Raw genomic sequence first — 25,910 nt, 5'->3', positions numbered from 1 at the left:
GAATAGAAATATGGTTCTGGCGTTCCAAATCACCGACGGCGGTCGCGGCGCGAGCTCATGGGTTGGAAGGCCACGCCCACATGCGCCTCGCAATAGGGCTTGCCTGCTTCAACCGGCAGGCCGCAGAACCAGAAATCCTCGGTTGCGGGGTCGCCTACGGGCCATTTGCAGGTCTTTTCGGTCAGCTCCATCAGCGTCAGCTTCTTGGCTTTCTTCTCAACCTCGTTGACCTTGGCCAGCGCCTCGGGGCTGATCTCATTCGCCGAAGGTTGCGGCGGCAGAGGTTGACCCGCCGGGATAATCTGACGACGGGCGGGAACCGCGGGCTTCGTCTCCGCTGCCGGGGCAGGGGCGGGACGCGCGGGTTCGGTCTTGGGTGCGGGCTTTGGTTTCGCCTCGGCCTTGGGCGCGGGTGCCGGTTTTTCCTTGGGCTCGGCCTTGGCGGGCGTTGCACCGGTTGCGCGGTTGGACAGGCCCAGACGGTGGACCTTGCCGATCACCGCGTTGCGGGTCACGCCGCCCAGTTCCTTGGCGATCTGGCTGGCCGACTGGCCCTCGCCCCACATTTTCTTCAGCAGTTCTACGCGCTCGTCAGTCCAGGACATCGGTTGCCTTTCAAAAGCGGAAAGCGGCCCCGGATTCGGGCCGCCTTGGGAATTCGTCTCAGCGCCCTATTCTAATCACTGCGGGCCGAGTTACAAGCGGTCTTCGAATCAGTTAAGAGGCACTCATGCAAAATCTTATGGATCAGGACGCGCGCCGGTTTGGCGCGGTCAATTGGATGGGCCTCTACACGCTGGCCAAACGCGAAACCCTGCGCTTTATGGCGGTGTGGACCCAGACCTTGCTGGCCCCGTTGGTGACGGCTGGATTGTTCCTGTTGATCTTCACCATTGCCATCGGCCCAAGCCGGCCTGACGTGATGGGTGTGCCGTTTCTGATCTTTCTGGCACCTGGCATCATGATGATGACGGTTATCCAGAATGCCTTCGCCAATACCTCGTCCTCAATGGTGATTTCGAAAGTTCAGGGGAACATCGTGGATACCCTGATGCCGCCGCTGTCTCCTCTGGAGATCCTGCTGGGCTATCTTGCAGGCGGCATCGCGCGCGGCGTTTTGATTGCTTGTGTTGTGGCCCTCGCGTTTCTGGTGTTTCTGTCGATTGCGCCGCAGAACCTGTTCATCACTCTGATCTTCGTCATTCTGGGCGGCGCTTTTATGGGCGCGTTGGGCCTGTTTGCGGGGATTTTTGCCAATAAATTCGACCAGATGGCGGCGATCACCAACTTCATCGTCACGCCTTTGGCCTTCCTGTCGGGTACCTTCTACTCGGTCGAGGCGCTGCCGCCTGTGCTCAACAAACTCAGCCACTTGAACCCAGTTTTCTATCTGATTGACGGTCTGCGCTATGGGATGATCGGAGTGTCCGACGGCTCTCCGTGGCTGGGAATGGCAGTTTGCACCGGGGCGACGCTGTTCGTCGGTGCGGTGACCTGGCAGATGTTACGGACGGGCTACCGGCTCAAGGCCTGACGGTGAATGGTTTCGCGCCAGACCAGAATCAACGCGCCTGTCAGGATTATGGATGAGCCGATGATACTGATCCGATCCGGGATCACGCTAAAGATCGCAAAGTCGTAGAACGCCGCGAAGATCAATGTGGCATAGCTGATGGGCGCAACGAACGAGGCATCGGCGCGGGCCATTCCGTTGACGAAACAGGCCTGCGCGCAGGCCATCAACCCCCCGATTCCGGCCAAAGCTGCCCATTGTGCAGGGGTCGGCGCCTGCCACACGGCAATCACCGCGACCGAGGCGATGGTCAGGCCCAATCCGTTGTTCACCAAAAGAATCTGGATCGGAATCTCGCGGCCCGAGAGTTTTTTGATGAAAATCAGCTCCATCCCGATCACCACGGCCGCCGTCAGGGCCAACAGGGCGGCCGGTTGGAAACTGGCAGGCGTCGGGCGCAAGAGAATCAGTGCCCCGGTTAAAGCCACCGCTGCGGCCAGCCAACGCCAAGGGCCGACACCTTCTTTCAGCAGCGGGATGGCCAGAACCATCGCAAAAAACCGGGTTAAGGAAGGAAATCGCCGTGGCGTCCGCGATCGGGATATAAGCGACGGATGCAAACATCAGCGTGATCCCCAGCCATCCGAAACTGGTGCGGCCGATATGCAGCCCCCAATGAGGGCGCCTCAGCGCCGGGCGCAGAACAACTGTGGCGGTCACGATCACCACAAAGGCAAACAGAAACCGCCCGTGGCTGATCTGCATCGGATGCAGCGCAGGGCCAAGCGTGTCTGTCCCCAACGCTTTGGCCAGCAATGTTGTCCCTGCCAGCAGGGCGCTGGCGGCAAAGATCAACAGGGCCGCAAGGGGCGGATTCTGAGGTGTAGGCGTCATGGCCAAGCGGTGCGCCACAGGAGTTGAAATAGCAAGCGTGAAATGGCGGCTTCTCATCTCACTGTGAAATTTTAGGGCTTTCCAATTATTGGTCTTCCCAGACAGATCGAACCTCGCTATACGAGCCGCCATGATCAAAACCGCACATATCCTGCGCCTTCGACGCCGACGCCTGACCGCGTAACCGGCCCGTTTGATCTATTTGCGCTGACCAAATCTGCGCATTCTCCACCAAATCAGTTGACGACCATGGCCCCGGTGTATCACTCACAGGGCTTAAGCTATCTTAAAAGGATGATCCGATGATCCCGTCCGTTCTGCCGACCTATAATCGTGCGCCCCTGACTTTCGTGAAGGGCGAAGGCGCCTGGCTGACCGAGGCGGATGGCCGACGTTTTCTGGACCTCGGAGCAGGTATTGCAGTGAACGCGCTGGGTCACGCGCATCCGGCGCTTGTGAACGCGCTGACCGAGCAGGCACACGCGCTGTGGCATGTCTCGAACCTCTACCACATTCCGCAGCAGCAGGCGCTGGCCGATAAGCTGGTCGAGCATACCTTTGCCGACACGGTGTTTTTCACCAACTCGGGCACCGAGTCATGCGAACTGGCCGTGAAAATGGCCCGCAAGTATTTCTATGACAAAGGCCAGCCGGAGAAGGTCGAGATCATCACCTTCGATGGCTCGTTCCACGGCCGGTCTTCGGCTGGTATCGCCGCCGCCGGGTCCGAGAAGATGACCAAAGGCTTCGGCCCCTTGCTGCCCGGCTTCGTGCATCTCACGTTCGGAGATCTCGATGGCGTCACCAACGCGATTACCAAAAAAACAGCGGCAATCATGATCGAGCCGGTGCAAGGCGAGGGCGGCATTCGCCCCGTTCCCGACGCCGAACTCAAGGCCTTGCGTCAGATATGCGACGAACACGGCCTGTTGTTGATCCTTGACGAGGTCCAGTGTGGCGTGGGCCGCACTGGTAAGCTGTTCGCACATGAATGGGCGGGTATCACGCCGGATATCATGATGGTCGCCAAAGGCATCGGCGGAGGCTTCCCTCTGGGCGCGGTGCTGGCCACGGAAGAGGCCGCCAGCGGCATGACCGCAGGCACCCATGGCTCGACCTACGGGGGGAACCCGCTGGGCTGCGCCGTTGGCTGCGCCGTGATCGACCAAGTTGCCACGCCCGCCTTCCTCGAAGGTGTCAACCGTAAGGCTGGCTTACTGCGCCAGAAACTCGAAGGCCTAGTCGCCGATCACCCTGAGGTTTTCGAAGAGGTGCGCGGCGCCGGCCTGATGCTGGGTCTGAAGTGCAAAGCGACAAATATCGAAGTGGTCAACGCGGGCTATGATAACGAGGTCATCACGGTTCCCGCTGCCGACAACGTCATTCGCCTGCTGCCGCCACTGACCCTGACCGAAGACGATATCGCCCAGGCGATGATCCGCCTCGACAAGGCCGCAACGCAAATCGAAGCCAACCTCGCCACTGCCTGATCCTTCTTCTGTTCACAAATACCTCGGGGGCAGCGCCCCCGACCGTTGATAGCCAAAAGCGAAACGATATGAACCATTTCCTTGATATTCACAAAACCGGCGCAGCCGACCTGCGCAACATGATTGATCAAGCGGGCGCGATGAAACAGGCCCGCCTTGGACGGCCAAAAGCCGCGCTGGATGATGAACAGCCGCTCAAAGACCATATGGTTGCGCTGATCTTCGAAAAACCCTCGACCCGGACGCGCGTGTCCTTTGATGTCGGTGTACGTCAGATGGGCGGTCAGACCATGGTCCTGTCCGGCAAGGACATGCAACTTGGCCATGGCGAAACCATCGCCGACACAGCCCGTGTCCTGTCACGCTATGTGGATATGATCATGATCCGCACCTTTGACGAGACCGTCTTGACCGAGATGGCCGAATACTCGGACGTGCCTGTGATCAACGGCCTGACCGACCGCACCCATCCCTGCCAGATCATGGCCGATATCCTGACCTACGAAGAACACCGCGGCCCGATTGCGGGCAAAAAAGTGGTCTGGGCTGGCGACGGTAACAACGTTTGCGCCTCGTTCCTACACGCGGCAGGGCAGTTCGGCTTTGACCTGACGTTCACCGGCCCGGCACAGTTCGACCCCGAGGAAGAATTCATGGGTTTTGCCCGTCAGAAAGGCTCGCAAATCGTTGTTGAGCGTGATCCTTACAAGGCCGTTGAGGGCGCAGATTTGGTGGTTGCCGACACCTGGGTCTCGATGCATGACAGCCAATCCGCGAAAGAGCGTCGCCACAACATGCTGCGGCCCTATCAGGTTAACACCGAGCTGATGTCGCATGCCAAACCGGACGCGCTGTTCATGCATTGCCTGCCCGCCCACCGCGAGGAAGAGGCGACCTCCGAGGTGATGGACGGCCCGAACTCCGTGATCTTTGATGAGGCCGAGAACCGCCTTCATGCGCAAAAGGCAGTGATGCGGTGGTGTCTGGGCGTTTAAGCCCGTCTCCTCACGTCCCAAACACGTAGTTTGGCGAGCGCCCGCCCGCTCGCCAATAGCACCAAAACGCAGAGGGCTGTTTTGGTCATGATCTCCATCGTCCCCTCGATCAGCATGGCGTGCACAACGCTTCCGACGATCGTTACAGAAGCCAGCGTCGTATGCGTTAGCCGCCAGACGCGAAACCGCAAGGCCAAGCGTTGTCGGTAAATACCCAGAAAAGCCGCGAATAAAGCCGCCCACATGGCGATCACTCCCCACGCAGAAAACGGGGTCGCCGAGACGAAGAGCAACGCATCCACCACATCCGGAGGGCTGGTGATCCAGAGACCGGCAACATGGATCACAATGGCTATGACCAACGCAACCCCAACCCACCTATGCACGCGACGGCTGGTCATCGGGGAAAGTCCCGGCAGAATCCTGGCCGCCAAGAGAGGTTGCAGCAATAGCAACCCAAGGCTCAGAACCCCGGCAAACCCTGCCAGGATGTAGATGGGGTCACGCCAAGCCAGATAAGGGCTCGTCGCAGCCGCGATCAACGGAACAAGCAACGCCGCCCCAACCCCCAGCCAAATCAGAGCGTTGCGGATCACTTGGTTCAGGCAGGTTGCAGCACGAAATGTGCGGCAAGCGTTTTGTCTTTCGCGCTGGACATCACAGGCCGCAGGAACACCGTCTGGAACTCACCGCTGTCATAGGCCAAATGGCCATGCGGTTGCCCGAAGGCAGGCACGATCTGCGGCATCTCCAGCCGAAACGCGCCATTGGCGTCGGTCAAGGTCGCTCCGTGACTGTGAGGATCGCGCTCATGCCCTTCGGTGGTGTGCGCCCAGATCTGGATGCGTTGACCGGGCAGGGGCGCTCCGTCTCCGGCGCGTCGCACGGTGCCCGTCATCCAGAACCCTCCGCCACCGATCCTGTCGACGATCGGCGCGCCGGGGCGATAGTTGTTGGACCCACCGCGCATCGAAGGGGTCGCAGCGAGCCCGCTGGCATGCGCTCCCCCCGATAAACCCGTCGCGAGGGTGCCAATGCCGGCAACTAGAAGAGACCGGCGGGTTATCTGAAGGCGCGTCATGGAAACTCTCCTGTCATGTGGCCCACATTCTAGCCCGACCTGACTGGCCGGGTTCGCCTATCCCAAAACATAGCACGCTTGATTGGAAAACCGAGCGCGCGCCGTCCAAGCGTGGACGATTTAATGTTCACGGCTATGTGAGGGTGCATGGCCCACCGAGCTTCAACGAACCAGACGCCGCACCAAGTATGTGCATGGTTGCGCGATACATGTCGTGAACTCTGCGCTACAGTGCATTCAGGAACGTTAGAAAGTTAGCCCGTCCGACCAAAGGAGATGGGATGAATGTGCTGTGAACGGTCAAAATTCCTGATTCTGTTATTGAGTTGGGAGAGGCGGATAGGTTTCAGGATGTATGAGCAATCTAGGGCGTTTGACCCTGTAAAGGAGATTACCCTTCACCTGTTTCCGAACGACCATCCTGAGGCGTGGGCTGTTGCCCTGACCTCGAATAGGAGTTTGGTTTGGCCGTTCACGCCCCATCCGGGGTTCCGCCTCCCAACGATGGGAGTATAGCACATGGCCTTTATTGGTGTCGATTTACATACGAATTCCTTCACGATCTGCCGCATTGGTGGGGATGGCTCAGAGGCGTTTGAGACGTTTCAACTCGCGGCGGCTGATCTTGAGCGGTTCTGCCTGAGCGTGGATGCGGAGGATGAAGTGGCGGTAGAAGCGACCGGCAACTCGGCATGGTTCTGCCGAGAAATTCGCCCCTGCGTGGGCCGGATCGTCGTGGTGAACCCACGCCAGTTCCAGGTGATCCGCAAATCGGTGAAGAAAACCGACCGCAACGATGCGCGCGCTCTGGCGACGTTCCTGTCTAAAGACATGCTCCCCGAGACACGCCTGAAACGTGCAGGTGAAACCGAACTGGCCTCTCTGGCACAGACTCGAGACATGTTGGTGAAATCGCGTACCAGGGTACTCAACAAGATCCATGGCATGTTCAATCGGCACGGGATCAAACTCAAGAAGGCGGGTTTCTCGGACAAACGGTTGCGCGCTTTGGAGATTGAACGCTTCAGCGACGTCGAACGGATCGAACTGACGGAGCTGCGGGATCAGGCGTTGCAGTTGAGTGCCGCGATCCGCAGGCTGGATAAGGCGCTGGAAGAGACCGCTGCAGCGCTTGATGGGTTTGAGGAAATCACCTCAATCAAGGGCATTGGAGCGCGGGCCGCTGCGATTTTCCTGTCCGGGATTGGCGATGTGAACGACTTTGCCACCGCCGACAAACTGGCCGCTTATGTGGGGATCGTGCCGCGTGTTGCCGCCTCAAACGGCGTTGAAATACACGGCAGGATTACGAAGCAGGGCAACAAGCTGGTGCGTACGACGCTGGTGCAATGCACGCTCAGCGCCATCCGATATTCCGGCTATCTCAACACGTTCTACCGCCGCATCAAGGAGCGGCGCGGGTCGGGAAAAGCCATCATCGCCACCGCTCGAAAGCTCCTGACCATCATCTACAACACATTGAAAAACAATTGGATATTCGAGGACTTCCCAGCCTTCAAGATCAAAAATACCAGACAAACCGCTGGACAAACATCATAGGAGATCAGGCATGAGCTGGAACCCGACTCACACCCCCGACTGCGTCACGGAAAACCCGGCGCTTGAGACGTTGATCATCCCGCGTGCCCGCGATCTGGGCGGGTTCGAAGTGCGCAGGGCGCTGCCATCGGTCGAACGCCAACTGGTCGGGCCGTTCATCTTCTTCGATCAGATGGGTCCAGCCGAGTTCATCACCGAAGGCGGCATCGACGTCCGCCCGCATCCTCATATCGGGCTGGGGACGGTGACCTATCTGTATCAGGGCGAGTTCGAACATCGGGACAGTCTGGGCACCCACCAAATGATCTACCCCGGTGAGGTCAACTGGATGGTCGCCGGTCGCGGCGTGACCCACTCTGAACGCACAAGTGCTGAGACGCGCGCCCGCGAAAACAAGCTTTTCGGTATCCAGACCTGGATCGCCTTGCCCGAAGCGCATGAGGATATGGCACCGGATTTTGAGCATCACAAACAAGGCGCGCTGCCCCATATTCAGGACAAAGGCGTCAGCGCCCGCCTGATCCTCGGCTCGGCCTATGGTGAGACAAGCCCGGTCACCATGCTGTCCGAGACCTTCTATCTGGATGTCCAACTGGACCCTGGTGCCTCGTTCCCGCTGCCGGACGATCATGAGGATCGGGGCGTCTATGTCACCGAAGGCTCGGTCGAGATTGCGGGCGATAAGTTCGAGGCAGGGCGCATGATGGTCTTCCGTCCGGGCGACAAGCTTTCGGTCACGGCCGGGCCAATGGGGGCGCGGCTTATGTTGCTCGGCGGCGCGACCCTCAACGAAGAGAGATATATCTGGTGGAATTTCGTGTCCTCGTCGAAGGAAAAGATCGAGCACGCGACGCGCGAATGGAAGAACGCCGACTGGGCGAACGGAGCCTTCCACTTGCCCCCCGGCGATGATCAGGAGTTCATTCCAATCTCGCCAGAACTGGAGCGCACTAAACCCAGACTGGCCCGCTGAACGCCACGTTACCTCGCGCTGGGCTTGCCCCGACGCGCCAACCCGGTGATCCTTCCCGCAACGGAGGGATCGCCATGAAGATTGTCATTGCAGGAGCGGGCAGTATCGGTTGCTATTGCGGCGCGTTGCTGGTTGACGCCGGGCATACGGTCACTCTGCTCGGCCGCGCCCGCGTCTTGGACCCGATCCGAGAGCAGGGACTGACGGTCACCGATTTCTCGGGTCTCAGCCTCACGGTTTCGGCGACGTCGCTGACGCTCAGCACAGATCCCACTTGTCTGGCCAAAGCCGATCTGATCATCGTCACTGTGAAATCTGGCGCGACCGAATACATGGCGGCGCTGATCGCTGCGCACGCGTCGCAGTCGGCTCCGGTCCTTTCGTGGCAAAACGGGATGGAGAACGCCCGAACCCTGCGCGCCGCATTGCCCAACCACGATGTCCGCGCAGGGATGGTCCCCTTTAACGTAGTTCCAACCCGCCCAGCCGCCTATCACCGCGCCACATCCGGGGATATCGTCATACAAGCGGGCCCGGGGTCCTTGGCTGAACATCTGACCAGCACCCGACTTCCAATCGCCGAAAGCGGCGAGATAGAGGCCGTTCAGTGGGGCAAGCTCGTCATCAACCTCAACAACGCGCTGAATGCGCTATCTGGCCTTACGCTGGTCGAACAACTGACGGACCACAATTGGCGTCGCCTGATGGCCGATCAGATGGCCGAAGCGCTTGCGGTTCTGAAAGCCGCCGGTCACCCGGTCGCCTCGACCACGCCGCTGCCTGCATGGATGACGCCGCATATCCTGCGCCTGCCGACACCTCTGTTCAAGCGCATCGCCTCTAAAATGCTAACCATCGACCCCAGCGCGCGAACCTCGATGGCCTATGACCTTAGCGCTGGCCGCCCCACGGAAATCGACAGCCTACAAGGCGAAATCGTCCGTCTTGGCCAGTCTCTAAACAGACCAACTCCAATCAACAGCCGGGTCGCCGAATTGATCCGCGCAACCCCCACAGAACCCATGCGACCTACCCAGATCAGTCCCTGATCCGCTCTTCATCTGGCTAAAAATATCCCGGAGCGCAAGGCAGAGCCTCGCAAGTCCCCAGCTTATCCAAATGCAGTCAGCATCCAGAAAATCACAGCGGACAACACAGCCGCTGCCGGAACGGTCACCACCCAAGCGGCCACGATCGTCATGAAATGCGACCGGCGAACCAGCTTGCGCCGCTGATGCTCTTCCCGCGCCAGGCGCTGCTCGGGAGGGCGTTGGCGGTTGGAGTGTGCCCAGCGTCGGTCGGAATGCCATTCGCGGTAGAATCCCACGCCAAAGACGGCGCCCACAGTGATATGGGTCGAACTGACTGGCAGGCCCAACCAGCTGGCTAGGATCACAGTGATGGCGGCAGACAAAGCAACGCAGAAGGCGCGCATCGGGTTCAATTTGGTGATCTGACTGCCCACCATTCGGATCAGTTTCGGCCCGAACAGGAACAGACCAAAGGAAATCCCGAATGCTCCGATCACCATGACCCATGTGGGAATGGTGACTTTGGCGGCGAAATCTCCGAACTCGGCTGCGTGTACGATAGCGGCCAGAGGGCCGACCGCATTCGCCACGTCATTGGCCCCATGCGCAAAACTGAGGAAGGTCGCAGAAATCACCAGAGGCAACCCGAACAGAGTTTTCAGCGACCGCGTGCGGTTCTCCAGCCCTATCGAGCGGCGGCGCACCCACGGCACCGTCACGGCCCATGCCAGCAGACCAGCGCCGAGACCGATCAGAACGGCAGTGTTCAGATCAATCGCAACGATTTTCTTCAGCCCCTTCACCGCCAGATAGGTGGCGAACGCACCGGCCATCAGCCCCACGAGGATCGGCACCCAGCGCTGTGCGGCTGCAATATTGTCGTCTTGATACTGGATTTTGGCCTTGATCAGCGCCAGAAACACAGCCGCAATCACGCCGCCCAGAACCGGAGAGATCACCCAGCTGGCCGCGATGGCCCCCATGGTGCCCCAACTGACCGCGCTCAGCCCTGCCGCGGCGACGCCAGCACCCATGACTCCGCCTACGACAGAATGTGTGGTCGAAACAGGCGCGCCCAGCCAAGTCGCAAGATTGACCCACATGGCCGAGGAGATCAGCGCCGCCATCATCGCCCATATGAACACGTTGCTGTTCTGGACCGAGGCCGGATCAATGATCCCCTTGGAGATGGTCGAGACCACATCACCGCCCGCCAGCAACGCGCCAGCGCTTTCGGCAATGGCCGCGATGGCAATCGCGCCCCCCATGGTCAGGGCATTTGCACCAACGGCCGGGCCCATGTTGTTGGCAACGTCGTTGGCGCCGATATTGATTGCCATATAGGCCCCGAACGCAGCCGCTGCGACGACGATCACGCCACCATCCGCCTGTCCGAACAGAACCGCCGCTGTCAGCCCGGCCAGTGCCATAAAGGCCAGGGCGACGCCCGGCGCCAGCAAGGGGCGGGCGACATGTGCATTCGCCGTCTCGACCCGCGAGATGCGATGCAGGTCGCTGTCCAGCGCCTTCCAGCGCGGTTTGGAGTTCGTGTTCGACATGGGTGTGACAAGGTCCAAAAAGAGTGACGCCGGTCCCTACAGGTTTCGCGACCTGAGGGCAACCATGACGCCACTTGACCTTTACAGATGCCTTAGCAGGGCCTTGAGTTCAGGCTCATCCACACGTTCAGCGGCAATCTTCGGCGTCACCCAGCTCCGCTGGCGCTGATCTGCTTCGGGGAAGTCATCCAGCAGTTTCGTCACGCGCAGATGGTAGACGCTGGTCAACACCGCCTCGACTGAGCCGTCTTTGAGGACCTTGTCATAGGTGAAGTGACCCACCGGCTCTTTTTTGGCTTTGGCCTCGCGAACGCCAGCCTCTTCCCAAGCCTCTTGCAGGGCAGTTCCGGCGCCGTCTAACCCGTCGATCGGCCAGCCTTTGGGAATGATCCAGCGCCCGGTGTCGCGGCTGGTCACCAAAAGTACCTCGTGGCCTGATTTGGTCTGACGCGTACAGAGGGCGGCCACCTGCACGCGCTTAGGTCGCTGTATCATAGGTCGTCCGACCTCATCCCAGATTCTCTGCAACTGCGCTTTCATTGTTCTGCCGCTCGGAAAACATTTTACCTCAATGCATGTTCAGATAGTCGTCGGAATAGATGAATGCAACGTAACCCCGAAAAAACGGCTTTTCTTAGGGGTTTGGCGGCAATTTTGTCGCAATTTGGGGGTAATTAGACAAAATCCGGCGCTTGCTGATGCCTCAGCCGGGCCTTCGTTTGGCTCGCAACGTCGGATCGGCCAGAGTTGGATCTTCGGGCCAGGGGTGTTTGGGGTATTGCGCGCGCATGTCCTTGCGTACATCCGCGTAAGAGCCAGCCCAGAACCCTGGTAGGTCGCGGGTGATTTGGATCGGGCGTTGTGCGGGAGACAGCAGGGTGATCTTCAGCGGTGTGCCTCCGACCACAGGATGGCGCGTGACACCGAATAGCTCTTGCAGACGCACCGAGATTTCAGGCGCGTCGCCGCCATAGTCGATGGGAACCTTGCGGCCCAGTGGAGTGACGAAGGATCCCGGAGCACGGCGGTCGAGCTCTTGCGTCTGCGCCCAGTCCAAACGGGCCCGCAGCGCGGGCAGCAGGTCAAAGCGCTTCCAGTCCTCTGCACTGCGCACGCCCGAGAGCATCGGCAGCAGCCAATCTTCCATTGTTTCGATCAGCCCTTGGCCCGAGAAGTCGGGCAGGTCGATCCCATCGGCACGCACCAGTTCGACCCGTGCGGCCAGCCGGGCGGCTGCTCCCTCCAACCGCAGCCCCAGATCGCGAGCGCCGTCCAACATGGCACGTGCGATCGCGTCTTCGGGAACGTCTTTCCAGATCCGGTCCTCTAGCGTGATTGCGCCGAGGCGTTCTTGCCGCCGTGCAATGACCCGTCGGTCGCGTTTTGACCAAGCGCAGGTGGTCTCCCATCCGATCTGATCTGCAAACAGGTCTCGGACTTCGTCGTCGCTGATTTGTACAGCCATGCGCGCCTTTGCCTCGCGCGGATTGCCGTCCGTATCTATGACCACCAAATAGGACGCGCCGGCCAGCGTGTCGTCGTTGTCCAGCACAACGCCTTTGCCACCGGACAGCACATAGCGCGGTGCATCGCCCTTGCGCCGTTGGCCAATTCGGTCGGGATAGGCCAGCGCGGCCATGGAGGCGGGGCTGAGGTTTTCAGCCACAGATCCGGCCTGCACCCGCAGCCGTTTGGCCTCGGCCTTCACCCGGTCCAACACGCCCATATTGACTTGCCAGACCCGGTTGCGCTGAAACGCACGGGCGTCGCGCAGAGCCTCAAGCCGCAAGGACAGGTCAACCGGAGCGCCCTTTAGCGGGTCACGTTCCGCCATCAGTGCGGCCAGAGGGGCTGCCTGCGCCCCCGCCGTCACCAGCATATGACCCAAGCGGGGATGCAAGGGCAGGGCAGCCAATGCACGCCCATGATCCGTGATACGCCCCTTGCCATCCAAAGCGCCCAGTAATGTCAGCAACGCCTGCGCCTCAGCCAGAGCGCCCTCGGGCGGAGCCGTCAGAAATGCCAGATCGCTGGCCTCAGCGCCCCATAGTGCCAGTTCCAGCGCAAGTCCGGTCAGGTCGGCGGCTTCGATCTCGGCAGGCGGGTATGCGGCCAATGCGCCCTCCTCACCTTTCGACCACAACCGATAGCACAGCCCGTCTGAAACCCGACCCGCCCGGCCTGCGCGCTGGGTAGCTTCGGCCCGCGTCACCCGCTCCGTCACCAGCCGCGACATGCCCGAGCCGGGATCGAACCGTGCCCGCCGTGCCTGTCCCATATCAACCACGACGCGGATATCGGGGATCGTCAGCGAGGTTTCGGCAATCGAGGTTGCCAGTACCACCTTCCGCCCGCTCTCAACCGGCGCAATGGCCGCGCGCTGGGCGGCAAAGGGCATGGCCCCAAAGATAGGGCGCACAACGCAATCCTGTGGCAGTCGCCCGGACAGTGCGCTTTCTGCGCGGCGGATCTCACCCTCGCCTGGGAGGAACACGAGGATACCGCCACCGATGGCCTGGCTGTCCCGCTCCGCCCTAACGACCAGATCAATCAGCGCATCCAGCCGCCGGGCCTGCGCACCCAGTGGTTTCTCCAACCATCGCGTTTCAACCGGATAGCTGCGACCTTCCGAGGTCACCAGCGGCGCCTTCATCAACCTCCCCACGGGGTCTGCATCCAGCGTCGCAGACATGGCCAATAGGATCAGATCATCGCGCAGGGCTCCGGTCACCTCAAGACACAGCGCCAGCCCCAGATCGGCGTTCAGAGAGCGTTCGTGGAACTCATCGAAAATCACCGCGCCGATGCCGGGCAGGTCCGGATCCGATTGCAACATGCGGGTCAGGATGCCTTCGGTGACCACCTCGATCCGGGTGGATTTCGACACTTTCGCATCACCCCGGACGCGGTAACCTACCCTTTGCCCGGCGCGTTCGCCCAGCGTCTCGGCCAGCCGCCGGGGCTCCAACATCACAATCCGACCGGCGCATATTCCGGCCTCTAGCATCGCCAGAGGCACCCGTGTCGTTTTGCCCGCACCCGGCGGGGCCTGCAGCACGGCACGACCATGGGCTCTCAGGGCCTCCAGCAAGTCAGGAAGGGCGTCATCTATCGGCAAACGGCTCATGCGGCCTTATCGCCAAAGCGGGACCCGACGTCCAGAAGCAGCGCGGTTAATCCCGCAGGGCCTCTGGACAAACCATGCTCTGCACATTCATCTAGGGCGGATTCTAAAGGGACCGGACGGATGGACATAGCTGACTTGGGCGACAGGATATTGCAGGGTGAGCGTCGGGCCTTGGCACGTGCGATTACCTTGGTCGAAAGTCAGCGCGAGGATCACCGGGCGCAAGCGACCGAATTGCTGTCTCATCTGGCGCAGTCCGGGCGGCAATCCCTGCGGATCGGCCTGTCGGGTACGCCGGGTGTCGGCAAGTCCACCTTCATCGAAAGCTTTGGTATGATGCTGATCGGGCAGGGGCTGCGCGTTGCAGTTCTTGCCGTCGACCCCAGTTCGGCTCGTTCGGGCGGCTCCATTCTGGGCGACAAAACCCGGATGGAGCGTTTGAGCCGCGAGAAAAACGCTTTTATCCGGCCATCTCCCAGCCAGAGCCACCTTGGCGGCGTAGCCCGCCGCACCCGCGAGGCCATCGCCCTGTGCGAGGCAGCGGACTACGACGTCGTCCTGATCGAAACCGTGGGCGTCGGTCAGTCCGAAACCGTGGTTTCGGAGTTGTCGGACCTGTTCCTGCTGCTACTGGCCCCGGCAGGCGGGGATGAGTTGCAAGGCGTGAAGCGCGGTATCATGGAGATGGCCGACATCATCCTGATCAACAAGGCCGACGGAGACCTTAAGGCAACCGCAACCCGCACCTGTGCCGACTACGCCGGTGCCCTGCGCCTGTTGCGCAAGCGGCCTCAGGACCCCGAAGGTTTCCCGAAGGCCATGGCTGTCTCAGCGGTTGAGGAACATGGACTGGACACGGCATGGGCGGAAATCCAGAGCCTGACCGATTGGCGGCGCGAGGCAGGACACTGGCAATCCAACCGCGCCGCACAAGCCCGCTATTGGTTTGATCAAGAGGTGCGGCTTTCTCTGCTTGCTCGCCTCGAAACAGCACAGGCCAAGGCGCAGATGGCGCAGCTTGATGCCGAGGTATCCCAAGGTCGCCTCAGCCCTGCTGCAGCCGCCGAGAAAATGCTGGCGAGTCTGGTCTAAAGGTGCTTTCACCTTTTCCAAAATACGCGCGCCGCAGGTGCGGCCCTGCGGGCCGTTCTGTTGCAAGAGGTTTCGGAAAAGAATCCGTCCTCTGTGTCTTGACCCTTCCAGCGATTCCCACTACACGCATCCAACCAGTTTTCGGGCGCGACTTCGGGTTGTGCCCCTTGTGATTTGGCCGCAGGCATTTTGCCGGGCCTCCAGAAACAAAGGAAGAAACCATGTCGCGCCGTTGCGAACTGACCGGAAAAGGCCCGATGACTGGCAACAATGTCAGCCACGCCAAAAACAGAACTCGTCGTCGTTTTCTGCCGAACCTGAACGACGTTACCCTGCAGTCCGAGACCCTGGGTCGCGGCGTTAAGCTGCGCATCTCGGCGGCTGCCCTGCGCTCCGTCGACCACCGTGGTGGTCTGGACGCGTTCCTGGCGAAAGCCAAGGACGAAGAGTTGTCGGCAAACGCTCTGAAAGTGAAAAAGGAAATCGCCAAGGCACAAGCCGCAGCATAAGTCCTTACACTTATAAGAATTTCAAGGCCTCGAACCTAAGTGGTTCGGGGCTTTTTTGTTTGGAAACGATCAGTGGGAACTGTGAAGATTTAGGAAACAAAATCCTCTTGAGTGATCTTGTTCACAGACCGGGGCGCCCTATTTTTGACATTATTGGTTTATCAGCAACGAGTGTTGTCCAATGTCATTTAAGAGTTTTTATTTCTTTCTTTTGCTGAGTAAGCTGGCAAGTAAGACAATTTCCGCATGTTCCCGGATGCAGCGCCGGGTGAACCGGTCTCATACCAGCCTCACAAAGGGAACAGTTAAGCGGCGCGGCCTGGAATACTGAAGCGATTTCGGGCGCGACGGTTTGGCGCTTGAAGCCCGTTAGCTCAGCGGCCTATATCGAGGCCTAATGAAACGTTTCGTGCCTCGAATCCTGCCTGTTGTGATGTGCCTGTTGGTTGTTCTGACAGGGCAGGGATTGGCCGTTTCGCGCGGAGTTGACCGCGCCGTAGGCCAGATGATGCTGTGTACGGGCACAGGACCCGTTGTCGTCTATATGGATGAGGACGGGCAGCCGACAGCGCCTCCGCACTATTGTCCTGACTATGCTTTAGCTCTGCTGGGGGCGGTTCATCCGCATCCTCCGGTCGTACCTGATGCGCCGCTGTTGGGTGGTGTTCATCCGCTCAGCCGCGATGAGAACCTGATCGCGCTGCCGTTGCCGCGGAAACCGGCGCGGGCCCCTCCGGCAACGGTCTGATTTCCTTTCGATACAAGTCAGACCAAATGAAAGAGGAGAGGCGCGATGTCCCTCAAATCCACTCTGTTCGCAACACTGGCCGGTTGTGTGTTGGCCGTTCCAGCCCTTGCCGCCGATATCATCGTTGTAGACGACGCATACGCTCGGTCGTCTGGTAAGGCAGCCAAGGCGGGTGCGGCCTTTATGGTGATACAGAACACCAGTGATACCGATGATCGCCTGATCAGTGCGACTTCGGACGTATCGGCTCGGGTCGAGCTGCACACCCATATGATCGACGATGCGGGCGTGGCCAAGATGGTGCATGTCGAGGAGGGCTTTGTGATTCCAGCGGGTGAGAGCTTAGCGCTCAAGCGCGGGGGCGCCCATGTGATGTTCATGGGTCTGAAGGACCCGTTTGAGCAAGGCGAGACGGTGCCGGTTACGCTGGTTTTTGAAAACGCAGGTGAGGTCGTGGTCGAGATTCCGGTTGATCTGGAGCGCCAGGACAAGCATGGCCATGATAACCACGGGTCGCATTCGAACTAGGTGAACGCCTGTCTTCGGGCCGCGCTGCGGCCGTCATCCATGCGTAAGGCCGGGCACGTAGCCCGGCCTTTTGCGTCCCTAGGTTGATGTTGGCGTTCTAACGATTGATGGTTTTCATGCCGACCCTGTCGCTGGCGCTGTGCAGGCGGGTAGCGAGCCAGAACATTACGGCTGCAATCGCAAGGGCTGAAAAGGCTATGGCCCATCCCAGTGCGATCAATGCAACCGCTGGCCATATCATCAGGACGAGGCCGATGATCAAAGCTGCGATCCCTGACACACGCATCGAGCCGCGTTGAGGGTCGCGTTCATTCATTTGTTGTGAAGCGGCCAGTGAACCGATGCCAATGATCAATGCCCAAGCGCCCAGCAGGAAGAAGGCCAGCTTGACGGTGCCTTCCGGCCAAATAAGCAGGACCAGGCCGATAAGAACAGCGCCGATGGCCGCCCCGCCCAACAGCCCGCGACGCCCAACCCCAAGCAGGGTCAAGCCACCGTCGATGATCAACAGTGCCCCAACCAGCCGCAGCAACAGCGCGATGCTGCCGGACGGCCAGAACAGCGCAGCGATACCAACCGCACCCGCCAGCACTCCACGTATCAGGAACGTCCACCACAGGCTTGAGAGTTGCGCGCTCAGCCTGTCTCGCTCGGTCATGCTGTCATCGTCCAGGATTTCGCCGGTTTGGGGGTTTTGATCGGTCATTTCGCGGCCTCTTGAAAAACCTTGTTGAAATTGAGCGGGATAGTCCCGCTATGTCGTTCGCACTAGGTTTGGATCTGTAGTAAGCGATCAACCCATTTTGGCACAGTTTCGGACGCTTTGCCCAGAAGATGGTCGTCGAAGCCACCGCCTGTCGGCTCCAGATTGATTTCAACTGTCCGCGCCCCAACCGCTTGAGCTTCGTGGACAAAAGCCGCCGCCGGATAGACTTGGCCTGATGTGCCTATCGCAGCGAAGATCGTGGCAGAGGCAAGGTGATCGAAAATCTCCTCCATATGATAAGGCATTTCTCCAAACCAGACCACGTCAGGACGTGCGGTGGGGGCGTTGCAGGCCGGGCAGGGCTCGCCCACCTCCATCTCAGGCGGTGCTGTCCAGCGGTGGCCACAGGATGCGCAGAGCGCGCCGGATAGTTTCCCGTGCATGTGGATCACATCCTGCGCGCCGCCGGCCTCGTGCAGCCCGTCGACATTCTGTGTGACGATCACAACCTCGCCCGGAAAGTCCCGTTGCAGCCGGGCAAGCGCCTTATGCGCTGCGTTGGGTTCCACCTTGGCGGCCTGCACGCGGCGGGCGTTGTAAAACCCCTGAACCAAGGCAGGATCGCGGGCGAAACCTTCGGGCGTTGCCACATCCTCGATCCGGTGTTGCGCCCATGGGCCGCCCTCTTCGCGAAAGGTGCTGAGGCCGCTTTCGGCGGAAATCCCGGCTCCGGTCAGAATGACGATCTTTTCCATATGCCCCTCACGCGTTACAGATTGGCCCATGACACATCGTATCCTCTTTCCTGACTTCCGACCTTTTTGTTGATCTGACTGGGTTTTTGGTTTGTTTTCAGGTGTGGTTGCTCAGAGGCGCGTTGTAGTGCCCCATTATTATAAAAAGTATTGACATGGGCCTTCAGATGGCTAACCTCTTCGCCCATGTTCATCCGCACCAAACATGACGCAAAGCTCAACCGCACACGGATCCAGATCGTTGAATCCGTCCGCACCGGCTCCAAGGTACGCCAGAAGATCCTGCGCCATGTGGGTGTGGCCCATAACGACAGCGAGATTGAGGATATCAAGCGTCTGGCGGGCCGCTTGATGGAGCAATTACGCATTGATCGCTCGCCGCAAATGGAACTGTTCACGCCCACGGAATATGCCGATCTGCAGGCGCTGGTGCGCCGCGCTCCGCGGCCGGACAAGCTTGGCGTTGATCTTGCCGAGTGCCGTGAGGAGGCGCGGGTCTCTCTGGGTCTGCGGGATGTCATGGGGACGATGTATGACCAACTGGGTTGGGGGGCCCTTCTGGGGGCGGCGCGTAAAAGTGCCAATCGCATTGTGAAAGAGCTGGTTATGGCGCGGATCGCACAGCCCGAGAGCAAGCGCGCGACCGTGGAGGCGTTGGAGAACCAGGCAGGCATCACGCTCAATCTGGACGTGGTCTATCGGAGCATGGATTACATCAATACGCCGGTGATAGACGGGATTTGCAAAACCTCTCACGCGGCGGCAGAGAAGTTGCTGGGCGGGCCAGTGACCGTGCTGTTCTACGATTGCACGACCCTGGCCTTTGACACCGAGCGCGAGGACCCGGCCGAGGATGCGGACGGGGTCGAGCAGGATCATCTTCTGGCCAAGGGCTTCAGCAAGGATGGCAAGCATCACCGCGCTCAGGTCATGCTGGCGCTGATCGTCACCTCCGATGGGCTGCCTGTGGGCTATGAACTCTTCCCGGGAAACACCTGGGAAGGTCATACGCTGGAAGCTGCGCTGAAGGCGTTGGAGGGACGCTTCGACGTGGCCAGGGTCACGTTCGTGGCCGATGCCGCCATGCTCAGCAAGGACAACCAGCAGATGTTGCAGAACAAGGGTCTGCCCTACATCCTCGGCTATCGCATGAAGTCCGCCCCGGCCGCCGTGAAGGCGAACATTTTGAGCCCGGAGGGACGCCAGCCTTGGGCTGGACACGGTTCTGAAGAGGCAACCGAGAAGGGCTGGTACAAGGTGATCGACCAGGAGGGAGCGCGGGTCATTGTGACCTGGTCACCCACCCGGGCACGCAATGATGCCCACAAGCGCGACAAGGCAATCGAAAAGCTGCACAAGAAGCTCAAGCGCTCTCGCAAACCCGGCAGCTTCAGCAGCCGGGGATATGGCCGCTTCCTGGCCTTCCCCGACAGCGGGGACGTCACGCTGGATGATGCAAAGATCAAGGCAGCGGCACAATGGGACGGGCTGCATGCCATTGTTGTTCATGGTGCGGACGAACTGGAGGCACAGGACGTCATTGCCCGCTATCACCAGTTGTGGGAGATCGAAGCCTGCTTCCGCACCAACAAGCACGATCTGAAAATCCGGCCCATCTATCACTGGTCGCCGCGTCGGGTCCGGGCCCATATCGCCATCTGCTACATGGCCTTCTGCTGCCTGCAGCACCTGCGCAAGCATCTGGACCTGCTCGGACACCCGATGAGCCCGGCTCGTATCCGCAACGAGTTGAACGCATTGCAGCTCTCGATCCTGCGCCACAAAGGCACCCCTGACCGCTACGGCATGCCAAGCCATGCCACGGTCGATGCCAGACGCATCCTCACCTGCGTCGGCCTGACCTGGAACGAAGCCCCTTTCAAGATACCCCCCGGGCGCACCCGAAAAACTGGCCAGACCAAAGCCTGAGCTCCCTCAACACTCCGAAACAATCGCTGGCGAAAAAAGTCCGTGTAGTGCCTTTTGGCAACCAAGGCATAATAATATCAATGACTTATACGAAAAAATGTCGGAAGTCAGGCCGGGCAGGGCTCGCCCACCTCCATCTCAGGCGGTGCTGTCCAGCGGTGGCCACAGGATGCGCAGAGCGCGCCGGATAGTTTCCCGTGCATGTGGATCACATCCTGCGCGCCGCCGGCCTCGTGCAGCCCGTCGACATTCTGTGTGACGATCACAACCTCGCCCGGAAAGTCCCGTTGCAGCCGGGCAAGCGCCTTATGCGCTGCGTTGGGTTCCACCTTGGCGGCCTGCACGCGGCGGGCGTTGTAAAACCCCTGAACCAAGGCAGGATCGCGGGCGAAACCTTCGGGCGTTGCCACATCCTCGATCCGGTGTTGCGCCCATGGGCCGCCCTCTTCGCGAAAGGTGCTGAGGCCGCTTTCGGCGGAAATCCCGGCTCCGGTCAGAATGACGATCTTTTCCATATGCCCCTCACGCGTTACAGATTGGCCCATGACACATCGTATCCTCTTTGTTTGCCTGGGCAATATCTGTCGGTCTCCTGCGGCCGAGGGCACTTTTCGCACTCGCGCGCCCCACCATGAAATCGACAGCGCCGGGACGGCAGGCTGGCATATCGGCAAGCCGCCTTATGGCCCGATGCAATCCGCAGCGATAGCCCGGGATATCAAGCTGGACGATCTGCGGGCCCGGCAATTCGTGGTTGAGGATTTCGAGCGGTTCGATCTGATTGTTGGGATGGACGCAGAAAACATCGCGAATATCGAGGCCTTGCGCCCATTGGGCAATCAGACCCCGGTGCGTCTATTGACCGATTTCGCGCCACAGACCGGCGCGGATCACGTGCCCGACCCGTACTACACGCGGGATTTTGACGGTGCGCTGGATCTGATCGAGACCGCCGTCGAAGGGCTTGCCGCGCATCTTGAGGGCTAGCTGTCAATCACCTTCAACTGTCCGCTGAGCCAAGGCAGCTTGGCAATGGCCGGGTCGATCATCTGGCTTTGCATCAGCCGTCGCATCATGCCAGAGACTTCTTGCGGGACCTGATCGGACCAGTCGGTGCGGGTGAACAACGAAATCGTGCGTGAAAACGCCCCGAGGGGGCAAGGATGGGCCTGCAGGTCTTCATGGAACCGGGCCGCGCGCATGTATCCCAGCGGTGTGGTGATCGCCCAGCCCAAGCCCCGCGCCACCATCGCCATCAGGGCCAGGTGTGAGCCGATCTCGAACCGCTCTTCGAACTCGATCTGTTGTCGGGCGATATGACCCTCGATCTGGCGGCTGATCAGCTGCTCGCGCGCATATCTCAGGAAAGGGAGTTTCTCGACAGCCTCGGTTCCATTGCTGACGCTGCTCGGCGCGACCAGAATGAAGGGGTCCTGCACCAGAGGGTACTCTACGACCCCCTCCAACACCTCGCCGCTATGGGCTGAGACGGCCATATGCAGGCGCTGTGCTTCAAGCTCGGAAAACAAGTCAAGGCTGGGCAGGGTGATCAGCTTGAATTTCGAGCGCGTCAGGCTGTCGGCCAAAAGGGTCGCAAGCCGCGGTGTCAGGTCGTTGTCGAAATCGTCGATCAATCCGATCGAGAGCGTCGTGAGATGGCCAAGATCCATCACGGTCAGCTCGCTTTGGGCCATCTGCAGCTCGGACAGAACCGCCTGCGCGCGTGTCAGAAAACTGCGCCCGGCCTGCGTCAGTCGCATCGGCCTTCGCCCGTGGTCCACCAGGTCGGTGCCGATGGCCTTTTCCAGATTGCGCAATTGCTGAGAAACCGAGGGCTGGCTGAGCCCCGTGATCTCGGCCGCTTGTGCCACCGATCCTGTCCGGGCCAGCGCCTCAAACACCTCAAGGCCCCGGAGGGTCAGCCCTTTCATCACCATAAGATACACCTTTCGCTGCGCCTTTTCTGGGGCGCAGCGGGCATCAGGTCAAGGTTTCAGAACGGCCTAGCTGCAGATCGCCTGCGCCATTTGGCCAAAGTTCTGATAGCGATCCCACAGCGCGTCATCGCGTGCCGTCTGAGACATCTTTAATTGCTGCGCCTGATGGGGGTCTGTGAACCATTTCGAGACGGTCTTCTGATCACTGCGCGTCAACGCCTGATCTGCCACGCGCTGGATACAAGAACACCGTGCCCGCGTCGCCGCCTGACGATCCGACGCCAAACACGCCCGCTTGATCTGCGATGCGTCCGCAACTGGAGCCACTGTCGTCAGCGACGCCGCACAAAATGCGATTAGGAGGAACTGTTTCATGCTCATGCCTCGTTTTTGCCTGCTTGGAGGGATCTTGCGCCCCTCTCAATCTACGCGGGAGTATGAATCAAACGGGGCTTGGGATCAATACGTAGGACTTCACAAAGCAAAACCGTGGCTTCACGACGTCGAAGTGGCATTCGCGCGATCTGCATCGGCTCGGCCACTAAGGGGCTGAAATTCTGAAAAAACAAAGCGTCTGGCTCTGCGTCCCGAGGTGCTTTCGCAACAAACATACTTTCTGACTCAAGCCCGTTGGCCTTTAGGATGCTATGTCGATCAAGCAAGATGTGATGATAACTAACGGCGCGTGCATCGGAGAAGTGCGCAAGGCCAACATCAACAAGGCTGATTGCAGGAACATACACGTCCGGCGCCCCAAACATTAGCTCAGCCGCAGGATGCGTGATCAGCAGCCGATGTTGCTGTGAAACACTGAGCGCAATTGGATTTTGCAATGGGCCCGGGGGGATTTCGACAGGTCTAAAACTGCCGCTCGCGATGACATCTTGGGATCCGACCCAAGTGACTGGCAGGTGCCCGTCATCTTTCGTCCAGACCAAGTCGCCCACCTGAAGCTTCTCAATCGGGATATCACCCTCTGGGGTCTCTATGAGTGTTCCACGGCAATAGCAGATTGGGCTCACATAATCTGAGGATTCAAAGCTCGGGCCCTCTTGTGTGCTGACGACGGTCAGTGGGATACCTGACGGAGGAAACTCGCCCGGGCCGCCGATGAATGCTATCCCTTCAACTGTACCAAAGGCGGGGGAGGAGTTATTCACATTGAAGGCAACAGCCTGGTAGGCATTGGTTCCATCCGTCAGGGTAATTCCATACTCGGCCTCAACCCGCGTACCACTGGAAAACAGGGTCCCATCAATTGTTTGGTCGCCATCCAAGCGCTGATTGCCATCATTGTCTGCAAAGCTCGTGTCTGAACCTGCGTCCGTGATGAAGACTTCTGTAACAGCTAGAGTGTCGAACGTAATTGTTTCACCAATCAGATGGATGCCGGTGCCTTGGGTGAGGCCGTCCAGCCCTTGCGCGACCGAAACCGTTAACTGGCTTTCGCCCAAAACGAAGATAGAATAGTCGGCCACCTGATAGCTGCTTTCTGGTTCTTATTCGGATCAGTCGCTTTTATCATTCTACCCATTGGCTAGAATCCGGTAAATGCTACTGGTCAGAAAGCTGCGAGGATGGCCTTTTTTGCAACGCTTCAGCGCTTGACGAGACCACAAACTCCGGACATATCCCAATCCATGACAGACCTCGCTCATATCCGCAATTTCTCCATCGTCGCGCATATCGACCATGGCAAATCAACCCTTGCCGACCGGCTCATCCAAGAGACCGGAACGGTCAAGGATCGCGACATGAAGGAACAGCTGCTCGACAGCATGGATATCGAGCGTGAGCGCGGCATCACCATCAAGGCCAACACTGTCCGCATCGATTATACCGCCGACAATGGCGAGGCTTATGTGCTGAACCTGATCGACACCCCCGGCCACGTGGACTTTGCCTATGAGGTCAGCCGCTCTATGCGCGCGGTCGAAGGCTCGCTGCTGGTTGTGGACTCGACCCAAGGGGTTGAGGCGCAGACGCTGGCGAATGTCTATCAGGCCATCGACGCCGATCATGAGATTGTGCCGGTGCTGAATAAGATCGACCTGCCTGCCTCCGATTGTGATCGCGTGGCCGAGCAGATCGAGGATGTGATCGGCATCGACGCGACCGACGCCATTCAGGTCAGCGCCAAGACGGGGCAGGGCATCCATGAGACGCTGGAAGCCATCGTGCAGCAACTGCCCGCACCGCAGGGCAATCTGGACGCGCCGCTCAAGGCGATGCTGGTGGATTCTTGGTACGACGCCTATCTCGGCGTCATCGTTCTGGTCCGCATCATGGACGGCACGCTGAAAAAGGGCATGCGGGTCAAGTTCATGTCGAACGGCACCTTGCACCATGTGGACCGCGTCGGCGTTTTCCGCCCCGAGATGGAGATGGTGGACTCGCTTGGCCCCGGTGAGATCGGCTTTCTCACCGCGTCCATCAAACAGGTCCGCGACACCCGCGTGGGTGACACGATCACCAATGACCGCAACGGCACCGAAGAGGCTCTTACAGGCTTCAAACCCGCGCAGCCGGTGGTGTTCTGCGGCCTCTTCCCCGTCGACAGTTCCGAATTCGAAGACCTGCGCGACGCGATCGACAAACTGGCCCTGAACGACGCCAGCTTCAGCTTTGAAATGGAAACCTCGGCCGCACTGGGTTTTGGCTTCCGCTGCGGCTTCCTTGGCCTTCTGCACCTTGAGGTCATCCGCGACCGCATCGAACGCGAATATGATATCGAGCTCATCACCACCGCGCCGTCGGTGATCTATCACGTCTACATGAAAGACGGCGAGATGATCGAGCTGCACAACCCCGCCGACATGCCCGACCCCTCCAAGGTCGACCATATCGAGGAGCCGCGCATCAAGGCGACCATTCTGGTGCCCGACGAATACCTCGGAGACGTGTTGAAACTCTGCCAGGACCGCCGCGGCATCCAACTGGACCTGACCTATGCAGGCAGCCGCGCCATGGTCGTCTATGACCTACCGCTGAACGAGGTCGTCTTTGACTTCTACGACCGCCTGAAATCGGTGACCAAGGGCTATGCCTCGTTCGACTACCAGATGACCGGCTATACCGAGGACAATCTGGTCAAGATGTCGGTGCTGGTGAATGACGAGCCGGTCGATGCGCTGTCGACAATGGTTCACCGCGACCGGGCCGAGATGCGGGGCCGGGCGATGTGCGAAAAGCTCAAAGACCTGATCCCGCGCCACATGTTCAAAATCCCGATCCAGGCCGCCATCGGCGGCAAGGTCATCGCCCGCGAGACCCTCTCGGCCCTACGCAAGGACGTGACCGCGAAGTGTTACGGAGGCGACGCCACGCGGAAACGCAAACTGCTGGACAAGCAGAAGGCGGGTAAGAAAAAGATGCGTCAGTTCGGGAAGGTGGATATACCTCAGGAGGCGTTTATTTCCGCACTAAAAATGGATTCTTAATCCATTTTTAGTGCGAGTGCGCGAAAGCGTTTGGCAAGGCCAA

General features: G+C 59.8%; 25 protein-coding genes and 2 pseudogenes. 13 read left to right on the top strand and 14 right to left on the bottom strand.

Translation table 11 applies throughout. The features are described 5' to 3' along the window. Positions 1–29 precede the first annotated feature (29 nt). A complete protein-coding gene (locus ACOERD_RS19530) occupies positions 30–605 on the bottom strand; it encodes a GcrA family cell cycle regulator (protein WP_170719371.1) in 576 nt (191 codons plus the stop codon). A gap of 125 nt (positions 606–730) precedes the next feature. Between ACOERD_RS19530 and ACOERD_RS19525 the strand changes: the two genes are divergently transcribed. Further along, on the top strand, positions 731–1,534 hold the full coding sequence (locus ACOERD_RS19525) for an ABC transporter permease (protein ID WP_419740119.1): 804 nt from the start codon (positions 731–733) through the stop codon (positions 1,532–1,534). Here ACOERD_RS19525 and ACOERD_RS19520 read toward each other — a convergent pair. Beyond that, positions 1,516–2,407 (bottom strand): annotated as a pseudogene (locus ACOERD_RS19520) (DMT family transporter). The gene ACOERD_RS19525 and the pseudogene ACOERD_RS19520 sit on opposite strands and share 19 nt — an antisense overlap. Positions 2,408–2,709: 302 nt before the next feature. Here ACOERD_RS19520 and ACOERD_RS19515 point away from each other — a divergent pair. Beyond that, positions 2,710–3,897: an aspartate aminotransferase family protein gene (locus ACOERD_RS19515; protein WP_419740118.1), complete on the top strand. Its 1,188-nt coding sequence runs from the start codon at positions 2,710–2,712 to the stop codon at positions 3,895–3,897. A gap of 68 nt (positions 3,898–3,965) precedes the next feature. Further along, positions 3,966–4,892 (top strand): ornithine carbamoyltransferase, encoded by a 927-nt coding sequence (gene argF, locus ACOERD_RS19510; RefSeq protein WP_419740117.1) that lies wholly within the window; start codon positions 3,966–3,968, stop codon positions 4,890–4,892. Here argF and ACOERD_RS19505 read toward each other — a convergent pair. After that, positions 4,889–5,485: a ferric reductase-like transmembrane domain-containing protein gene (locus ACOERD_RS19505; protein ID WP_419740173.1), complete on the bottom strand. Its 597-nt coding sequence runs from the start codon at positions 5,483–5,485 to the stop codon at positions 4,889–4,891. The genes argF and ACOERD_RS19505 overlap by 4 nt on opposite strands. 8 nt (positions 5,486–5,493) lie before the next feature. After that, positions 5,494–5,973, bottom strand: a complete 480-nt coding sequence (locus tag ACOERD_RS19500; protein WP_419740116.1) for a twin-arginine translocation pathway signal — start codon at positions 5,971–5,973, stop codon at positions 5,494–5,496. A gap of 519 nt (positions 5,974–6,492) precedes the next feature. Between ACOERD_RS19500 and ACOERD_RS19495 the strand changes: the two genes are divergently transcribed. From ACOERD_RS19495 to ACOERD_RS19485, 3 genes are all read left to right on the top strand, one after another. Then, a complete protein-coding gene (locus tag ACOERD_RS19495) occupies positions 6,493–7,533 on the top strand; it encodes an IS110 family transposase (protein ID WP_419738393.1) in 1,041 nt (346 codons plus the stop codon). A 10-nt stretch (positions 7,534–7,543) separates the two neighbouring features. After that, on the top strand, positions 7,544–8,506 hold the full coding sequence (locus tag ACOERD_RS19490) for a pirin family protein (protein ID WP_170640329.1): 963 nt from the start codon (positions 7,544–7,546) through the stop codon (positions 8,504–8,506). 74 nt (positions 8,507–8,580) lie between these two features. Beyond that, entirely contained in the window at positions 8,581–9,555 is a 975-nt protein-coding gene (locus ACOERD_RS19485) for a 2-dehydropantoate 2-reductase (protein WP_419740115.1), read from the top strand. Positions 9,556–9,617: 62 nt separating this feature from the next. Here ACOERD_RS19485 and ACOERD_RS19480 read toward each other — a convergent pair whose 3' ends face one another. From ACOERD_RS19480 to hrpB, 3 genes are all read right to left on the bottom strand, one after another. Next, the gene (locus ACOERD_RS19480) at positions 9,618–11,096 is read right to left on the bottom strand and encodes an inorganic phosphate transporter (RefSeq protein ID WP_419740114.1); all 1,479 of its coding nucleotides are present in this window, start codon (positions 11,094–11,096) and stop codon (positions 9,618–9,620) included. 81 nt (positions 11,097–11,177) lie between these two features. Next, positions 11,178–11,636, bottom strand: coding sequence for an NUDIX hydrolase (locus ACOERD_RS19475; protein ID WP_170640323.1), 459 nt, complete (start codon positions 11,634–11,636; stop codon positions 11,178–11,180). A 163-nt stretch (positions 11,637–11,799) separates the two neighbouring features. Next, the gene (gene hrpB, locus ACOERD_RS19470) at positions 11,800–14,223 is read right to left on the bottom strand and encodes an ATP-dependent helicase HrpB (protein ID WP_419740113.1); all 2,424 of its coding nucleotides are present in this window, start codon (positions 14,221–14,223) and stop codon (positions 11,800–11,802) included. Positions 14,224–14,343: 120 nt separating this feature from the next. Between hrpB and meaB the strand changes: the two genes are divergently transcribed. From meaB to ACOERD_RS19450, 4 genes are all read left to right on the top strand, one after another. After that, the gene (gene meaB / locus ACOERD_RS19465) at positions 14,344–15,315 is read left to right on the top strand and encodes a methylmalonyl Co-A mutase-associated GTPase MeaB (RefSeq protein WP_419740112.1); all 972 of its coding nucleotides are present in this window, start codon (positions 14,344–14,346) and stop codon (positions 15,313–15,315) included. A gap of 221 nt (positions 15,316–15,536) precedes the next feature. Continuing rightward, positions 15,537–15,824: a 50S ribosomal protein L28 gene (gene rpmB / locus ACOERD_RS19460; protein WP_085794823.1), complete on the top strand. Its 288-nt coding sequence runs from the start codon at positions 15,537–15,539 to the stop codon at positions 15,822–15,824. A 397-nt stretch (positions 15,825–16,221) separates the two neighbouring features. Beyond that, positions 16,222–16,572: a hypothetical protein gene (locus ACOERD_RS19455; RefSeq protein WP_419740111.1), complete on the top strand. Its 351-nt coding sequence runs from the start codon at positions 16,222–16,224 to the stop codon at positions 16,570–16,572. A 45-nt stretch (positions 16,573–16,617) separates the two neighbouring features. After that, entirely contained in the window at positions 16,618–17,100 is a 483-nt protein-coding gene (locus ACOERD_RS19450; protein ID WP_419740110.1) for a copper chaperone PCu(A)C, read from the top strand. Between the two features lie 97 nt (positions 17,101–17,197). Here ACOERD_RS19450 and ACOERD_RS19445 read toward each other — a convergent pair whose 3' ends face one another. The 3 genes from ACOERD_RS19445 to ACOERD_RS19435 all read right to left on the bottom strand — a co-directional run bounded on the left by ACOERD_RS19445 (position 17,198) and on the right by ACOERD_RS19435 (position 18,755). Beyond that, positions 17,198–17,806 (bottom strand): DUF308 domain-containing protein, encoded by a 609-nt coding sequence (locus ACOERD_RS19445; RefSeq protein WP_170660001.1) that lies wholly within the window; start codon positions 17,804–17,806, stop codon positions 17,198–17,200. Between the two features lie 62 nt (positions 17,807–17,868). Beyond that, the gene (locus ACOERD_RS19440; RefSeq protein WP_419740172.1) at positions 17,869–18,561 is read right to left on the bottom strand and encodes an NAD-dependent deacylase; all 693 of its coding nucleotides are present in this window, start codon (positions 18,559–18,561) and stop codon (positions 17,869–17,871) included. A 14-nt stretch (positions 18,562–18,575) separates the two neighbouring features. Next, on the bottom strand, positions 18,576–18,755 hold the full coding sequence (locus ACOERD_RS19435) for a hypothetical protein (RefSeq protein ID WP_419740109.1): 180 nt from the start codon (positions 18,753–18,755) through the stop codon (positions 18,576–18,578). On the opposite strand from ACOERD_RS19435, the gene ACOERD_RS19430 reads away from it, so the two are divergent. After that, positions 18,748–20,490, top strand: coding sequence for an IS1634 family transposase (locus tag ACOERD_RS19430; protein WP_419737624.1), 1,743 nt, complete (start codon positions 18,748–18,750; stop codon positions 20,488–20,490). The two genes, ACOERD_RS19435 and ACOERD_RS19430, sit on opposite strands and share 8 nt — an antisense overlap. Positions 20,491–20,600: 110 nt before the next feature. On the opposite strand, the pseudogene ACOERD_RS19425 reads toward ACOERD_RS19430, so the two are convergent. Then, a pseudogene (locus ACOERD_RS19425) lies at positions 20,601–21,005 on the bottom strand (Sir2 family NAD-dependent protein deacetylase); the annotation flags it as partial. 28 nt (positions 21,006–21,033) lie between these two features. Here ACOERD_RS19425 and ACOERD_RS19420 point away from each other — a divergent pair. Further along, complete coding sequence (locus ACOERD_RS19420) at positions 21,034–21,477, top strand: low molecular weight protein-tyrosine-phosphatase (RefSeq protein WP_170660002.1); 444 nt, start codon at positions 21,034–21,036, stop codon at positions 21,475–21,477. On the opposite strand, the gene ACOERD_RS19415 is transcribed toward ACOERD_RS19420, so the two are convergent. The 3 genes from ACOERD_RS19415 to ACOERD_RS19405 form a co-directional block, all read right to left on the bottom strand. Then, positions 21,474–22,427 carry a LysR family transcriptional regulator gene (locus ACOERD_RS19415; protein ID WP_170660003.1) on the bottom strand — a complete coding sequence of 318 codons (954 nt, stop codon included), beginning with the start codon at positions 22,425–22,427 and terminating at the stop codon, positions 21,474–21,476. The genes ACOERD_RS19420 and ACOERD_RS19415 overlap by 4 nt on opposite strands. Positions 22,428–22,493: 66 nt before the next feature. Then, a complete protein-coding gene (locus ACOERD_RS19410) occupies positions 22,494–22,802 on the bottom strand; it encodes a hypothetical protein (protein ID WP_170660004.1) in 309 nt (102 codons plus the stop codon). Between the two features lie 50 nt (positions 22,803–22,852). Further along, positions 22,853–23,905, bottom strand: coding sequence for a Hint domain-containing protein (locus ACOERD_RS19405; RefSeq protein ID WP_419740108.1), 1,053 nt, complete (start codon positions 23,903–23,905; stop codon positions 22,853–22,855). 162 nt (positions 23,906–24,067) lie between these two features. Between ACOERD_RS19405 and lepA the strand changes: the two genes are divergently transcribed. Beyond that, positions 24,068–25,867, top strand: a complete 1,800-nt coding sequence (gene lepA, locus ACOERD_RS19400) for a translation elongation factor 4 (protein ID WP_419740171.1) — start codon at positions 24,068–24,070, stop codon at positions 25,865–25,867. The last annotated feature ends 43 nt before the right edge of the window (positions 25,868–25,910 follow it).

It is taken from the genome of Ruegeria sp., from assembly GCF_965199275.1.
GTDB lineage: Bacteria > Pseudomonadota > Alphaproteobacteria > Rhodobacterales > Rhodobacteraceae > Ruegeria.
The sequence above is the reverse complement of the archived record's forward strand: the minus strand, read 5'-3'. Positions and strand labels throughout refer to the sequence as shown.